This is a genomic window from Achromobacter sp., assembly GCF_049647645.1.
GTDB lineage: Bacteria > Pseudomonadota > Gammaproteobacteria > Burkholderiales > Burkholderiaceae_B > Achromobacter.
In genome coordinates, this window is record NZ_JBARYB010000231.1 from 1 (window position 1) to 5,244 (window position 5,244).

The following is a 5,244-nucleotide window of genomic DNA, read 5'->3' on the forward strand; positions in this document are numbered from 1 at the left end:
GGCCAGGGCGCCGCTTGGCCGCCGCCAGCGCGCAGGCCGATGCAGTCGTGGCGCGCCAGGTCGGCGGGGCTGGCAGGCGTGCCGCGGGCCGCCAGATAGGCGGGCGAGGCGTAAAGGCTGGCATGGACCGCGCCGAGACGGCGCGCCACCAGCGACGAGTCGGGCAGTTCGCCCAGGCGGATCGCCAGGTCGCCGATCTCGGGCGGGTGCTCGGCGAACTCGGGGCCGGCCACGCTCATCTGCAGCCGGATGTCGGGATAGCGGCCGCCGAACGCGACCAGGGCCGGCATCAGGGCGTCCAGCGCGTATGCCGCCGGCAGCTGGACGTGCAGCGGGCCGCTGGGGTTTTCCAGCTGGTCGCGCAGCTCCTCGTGGGCGATATCGGCTTCGGCGACGATGCGGCGGCAGCGCTCGAAATACAGCCGGCCGGCGTCGGTCAGTTCCACCCGGCGCGTGTTGCGGCTGAGCAGGCGCAGGCCGACCGAGCGCTCGAGTTCGGCCACCTGGCGCGACACCGTGGAGGTGGGCATGCCGAGGGCCGCGGCGGCCCGGCTGAAGCTGTGAGCCTTCGCCACTTCGGCGAACAATTCCATGCCATGCAGGCGTTTCATGTATGCATCTCCCGCGCGGTCCGGACGGATCAGCGCCATCTTTCATTGCTGAGGGTGCGTGCTTCGGGCGGGCCGCAGCCCGCCGTCGCAGGAGTGCATTGTCGGCACGGGGTTTTAATAATTCTTTAAAGCGCCGCCGCCCCGGGGAATCGGGGCAGTCCGCGTGCCAGGTACGGCGGGGCCTGCCCCTGCTTCAGCGTATCTCGGGATAGCCGGCCGCCGCGGCGGCTTGCGCCATGTCGATCAGGACCGAGTACGACGCCGGGTCGGGGCGCGTGAAGCGCGCCACGTGGGCAGCGCGCAGCAGCGGCGCGTGTGCGGGATCCTCGTGCATGGCCAGCAGGACGTCCGATAGGGCCTGCGCGGCGGCCTGGTCCACGTCGGGCCCGGCCACCAGCAAGGGATTCGGCGTCCAGGGCGTATACGCCAGCGTGCGCAGTCCAGCAAGCGCGGGGGGATCGTGCGCCCGCAGCAGATCCAGATACCAGCCGTCGACCGCGGTCAGGTCGATCTCGCCGTCGGCCAGGGCGCGTAGCAGGCCTCGTGGGTTGCCGTAGGGTCCCTTGGACGCCGCGAACAGGGCGCCGCCGGCCGCGGCCAGCTCGGCCAGCGCCGCGCGCGGCGCGTTCCAGCCCGATTGCGAGTCACGCACCATCCAGCCATAGCGGCTGCCGGCCGCTTCTGCCAGCGACGCCCAGCCGCAGTCGGCGCGCACCAGGAATTCGCTGCGGTAACGCGGCAGGCCTTCGTAGGCCGGCCAGTCCGGCACCACCGCGGCGACGGCGCCAAAGGCCCGCCCCGCCTGCAGCGCCATGACGTAGGGCCAGCCGCATATGAAGACGCCGCACAGGCCGGGCCGCTCCCACAGTTCGCCGATGGGGGTAGGCCAGCCGTGCTCGACGAACCGCACGTCCAGTCCGGCGCGGGCATGCGCGGCCTGCAGCAGCGCATGCCAGGCTGCCCGCGCAGCGGGCGCCACGTCGTACATCCGTGTCGAAGTGATGAGATCCATGGGGCTGCGCCTAGGCAAACTTCAAGGTCTGGCCCAGGCCCATCTTGCGGGCCTTCTCGAGCATGGCGTGGCCCAGCGCGATGTCGGTGGTGGACAGGCCGCGGTGCCAGAACAGGATGGTCTCGTCATCGCGTTCGCGGCCCGGTTTCAGGCCCGCCACGATCTGGCCCAGTTCGGCGTGCAGGTTTTCCTCGGTGATGCGGTCGCTGTCGACGTGGGCGCGCAGCGAGCCATAGGGCAGGCCCTTGCGGCATTGGCCCCAGTCATCGACCACCACCTTGCTCATGATGTCGGTCAGGCTCAGTTCCACCGCGCTCATGGTGCCGTAGGGCATGACAAGCGCGCCGGGCTTGATCCACTCGGTCTTGAGCAGCGGCGTCGGTTCGGGCAGACGCGAGGCTTCGACCACGATGTCGGCGCCGCGCACGCAGGATTCCCAATCATTGACGACCTTCACCGGCTTGCCCAGATCGCGCGACAGGCGCTCGCCGAAGGCCTGCTGGCTTTCCGGGCGGCGCGAATGCACGCGGATCTCGTCGAAGTCGTAGAGGCTGTCGAGCAGGCGCACGTTCCAGTAAGAGGTGCCGCGCGAACCGATATGGCCCAGCACCTTGCTGTTCTTGCGCGCCAGGTACTTGGCGCCCAGCGCCGTCACCGCGCCGGTGCGCATGTCGGTGATGGCGGTCGCGTCGACCACGGCCAGCGGCTTGCCGTTGACGGGATCGAACAGGTTGAGCAAGGCCATCTCCGAAGGCAGGCCGACCTTGTAGTTGTCGACGAAGTCGCTGACCACTTTCACGCCCGCCACGTGCAGCGGCTCGATGTAGCCGCGCAACACATTGAAGTGTCCCTTGGCCGAAGACTCCGGCACCAGGTGCATGCGCGGTTCGATGACGGTCTTGCCCCGCCCCTGGGCGTCCAGCGCGCTTTGCACGGCGGCCAGAATTTCGGCGTCGGTCAACTCCAGCGCGCGCACGTCGGGGCCGTTCAGGTAGGTGATGTCTATGGATTGCATGATGTCTCCTCGGTTATTGGATAGGCTGGATGCCGGCCTGCTTGACGATGGCCGCCCATTTATCGGTTTCCTGCTGGATTGCCCGGGTGAAATCCGCGCGGTTCGAGCCGGCGGCTACCACGCCCAGGCCGGCGAACTTCTGGCGCACGGCTTCCTTCTGCAGCACGGCGGCGATGTCGGCCTGCAACTGGTCGAGGATCGCGGCGGGCACCTTGGCCGGCGCGACGAGGCCGTACCAGGAGGTCACGTCGAAGCCCGGATAGCCGCTTTCGGCCACCGTGGGCACGTCCTTCAATTGCGGCAGGCGCTGCGGGCCGGCGACGGCCAGCGCGCGCAGCTTGCCGGACTGGATGAACGGCAGCACGGTCGAGACCCCGGCGAACATCATGTCTACATTGCCCGCCACCACATCGTTGACGGCGGCAGCCATGGCGTTGTACGGGATATGGCGCGTGACGATGCCGGCCGACTGGTTGAGCAGTTCGCCCGCCAGATGGGCACCGCTGCCGGGGCCGGGCGAGGAATAGTTGAGCTGGTCCGGATGCTGGCGCGCATAGGCCACCAGTTCGGTGAAGGTCTTGACCGGCACCTTATCGTTGACCACCAGCACATTGGGCGAGGTGGCCAGCATGGTCACCGGCGCGAAGTCGCGGGCCGTGTTGAAGGGCAGCTTGGTATAGAGCAGCGGGTTGACGGTCAGGTTGCCGGCCGGCGCCAGGGCCAGCGTGTAGCCGTCGGGATTGGCGCGCGCGACATAGTCCATGCCGATATTGCCGGAGGCGCCGACCTTGTTTTCGATGATGACCGGCACGCCCCATTTGCTGTTGAGTTCCTGGCCGACGATGCGGGGCAGCGCATCGGCGATGCCGCCCGCGCCGAACGGCACGACGATGGTGACGGCCCGGGCGGGATACTTGCCTTCGGCGGCAGCCGCGGGTGCGGACAGCGTGGCGGCCAGGAGCGTACTGCTCAGGCACAGCGCGAGATACTTGTTCATGTTCATTCCCCTTGTTGTCGGTCAGGCTGCGGCGCCTACAGCGCGGCGTCGCGCTCTTGGTCCAGAAACCGGTCGGCGCGCGCGATGTCGTCGGCAAGTCTTCTGTCTTGCGAAAGAAACGGCACTTCCACCCGGAAGGCCGCGAGCACCGCGCCGGTTCCCTTGCCCACCAGGCGCTGGGGATCGGCGCGCGTGCGCAGGTCCACGGCCTGCGCCGCATGGATCAGCTCTATGCCCAGCAAGGTGCGCAACCGCCCGGTCTGCTGCCCCACGCGTTGCGCGGCCAGCGGGCCATTGGTGGCCACATCTTCGATATTGCCGGCGACCGCCAGCGCATCGGACGAGACGGGTTGCGACAGCGTACGGATCTCGGTGGCCAATAGCGACACGGGCTTCTGGATCGTGGTGTAGGCCAGTGTGGTGTCATTGGGCGACAGAAACCGCGGCAGCTTGGTGAAGGCCGGATCGCCCATGCGCAGCACGCGCTGCGCCGAAGACTGGGCAACCTGCGAAAGCGCTACGCCTACCGACTGCAACGGCACTACCCAGGCGGTGGGATCGAAGCCGGCGCTGGGCAGCACGGCGCCGCGCAGCTTGCCTGCCGTCACGTAGTAACGGGCTTCCTGCGGCGTGGCGCCGGCCGGCGGCGACACGTCCAGCGCCACGGTCGGGTTGTCATCCGAGCTGTTGATTTGCACCAGCAACTGCGCGTCCAGTTGGCGCAGCGCTTCACGTGCGGCGCCATGCACCTGGCTCACGGTACGGAAGCTCAGGGGGTCCTGCAGGGGCCGCTGCTCGTCCGTCTGCCACAGCGCGCTGCCTTCGAGCAGCGACAGGATGCGCCGGGCTACCTGCTGCTGGGCAGGATAGGGACGCTGGCCCTGGGTGGCGGGCAGCAAGGGCGCGATATTGCCGTTCAGGCCTTCGAGCGACAGGGCGGCCACCTCATCGGCGCGGTCCAGCACGCGGCTGGCGTCGTGCGCCGCGAGAATGGCCAGGGCCGCGCCATAGGCATTGGAGCTCAGCAGCGACAGGGAGTCCTTGGCGTAAGGCTGGACCGGCGCCAGGCCCGCCTGGCGCATGGCTTCGGCCGCTGGCAGGAGCTTGCCGCCGGTCTCCACCATGCCTTCGCCCATCATGGCCAGCCCGATCTGCGGCAGGATGGTGATGTCGGCCTGGCCGACCGAACCCTGGCCCAGCACCACCGGCGTCAAGCCCTTGTTGAGAAACTCGGCGTATTGGCGAACCAGGGGCGGGCTCATGCCGGTGCCGCCGGCCAGCGCCGTGTTCAACCGTATCAGCATGGCGGCGCGCACCGTGTCCGCCGCCGCCGGCTCGCCGTAGGCCACGGTGTGCGATAGCAACATGCGGTGGTTGAAGGCTGCGGACAATGCCCGGGCCTCGTCCGACAGCGTGTCGCCCGAGAAGATAGTCTGGTCCTTGTTCTGGCCCACGCCGCGATTCAGGCCGTATACGGGCTGTCCCAGGCGGCCATATTCCAGCAGCAGATCGTGCGAACGGGCGACGCGCTGCCACGCCGCCTCGGTGGCCGCCACGGGCTGGCCGCCGCGCGCGACGGCGACCACGTCAGCCGCGGTGAGCGATCGGC

Annotated in this window: 5 protein-coding genes; all 5 read right to left on the reverse strand. The window is 68.9% G+C overall.

The features are described from left to right. On the reverse strand, window positions 1-611 hold a 611-nt coding region (locus WBB14_RS27010; RefSeq protein WP_424242483.1), incomplete at its 3' end, for a LysR family transcriptional regulator. A 193-nt stretch (window positions 612-804) separates the two neighbouring features. Further along, the gene (locus tag WBB14_RS27015) at window positions 805-1,623 is read right to left on the reverse strand and encodes a phosphate/phosphite/phosphonate ABC transporter substrate-binding protein (RefSeq protein WP_424242484.1); all 819 of its coding nucleotides are present in this window, start codon (window positions 1,621-1,623) and stop codon (window positions 805-807) included. 10 nt (window positions 1,624-1,633) lie between these two features. Then, window positions 1,634-2,638, reverse strand: a complete 1,005-nt coding sequence (locus tag WBB14_RS27020) for an ornithine cyclodeaminase family protein (RefSeq protein ID WP_207472573.1) — start codon at window positions 2,636-2,638, stop codon at window positions 1,634-1,636. A 13-nt stretch (window positions 2,639-2,651) separates the two neighbouring features. After that, window positions 2,652-3,635: a Bug family tripartite tricarboxylate transporter substrate binding protein gene (locus WBB14_RS27025; RefSeq protein ID WP_424242485.1), complete on the reverse strand. Its 984-nt coding sequence runs from the start codon at window positions 3,633-3,635 to the stop codon at window positions 2,652-2,654. 35 nt (window positions 3,636-3,670) lie between these two features. Continuing rightward, window positions 3,671-5,244, reverse strand: a 1,574-nt coding sequence (locus WBB14_RS27030) for an HAL/PAL/TAL family ammonia-lyase (protein WP_424242486.1), incomplete at its 5' end; no start/stop codon positions are given.

Excerpts from the sequence above, each read along its gene's own strand:
- WBB14_RS27015 (WP_424242484.1), bottom strand. The coding sequence starts at position 1,623 with ATGGATCTCATCACTTCGACACGGATGTACGACGTGGCGCCCGCTGCG.
- WBB14_RS27020 (WP_207472573.1), bottom strand. The coding sequence starts at position 2,638 with ATGCAATCCATAGACATCACCTACCTGAACGGCCCCGACGTGCGCGCG.
- WBB14_RS27025 (WP_424242485.1), bottom strand. The coding sequence starts at position 3,635 with ATGAACAAGTATCTCGCGCTGTGCCTGAGCAGTACGCTCCTGGCCGCC.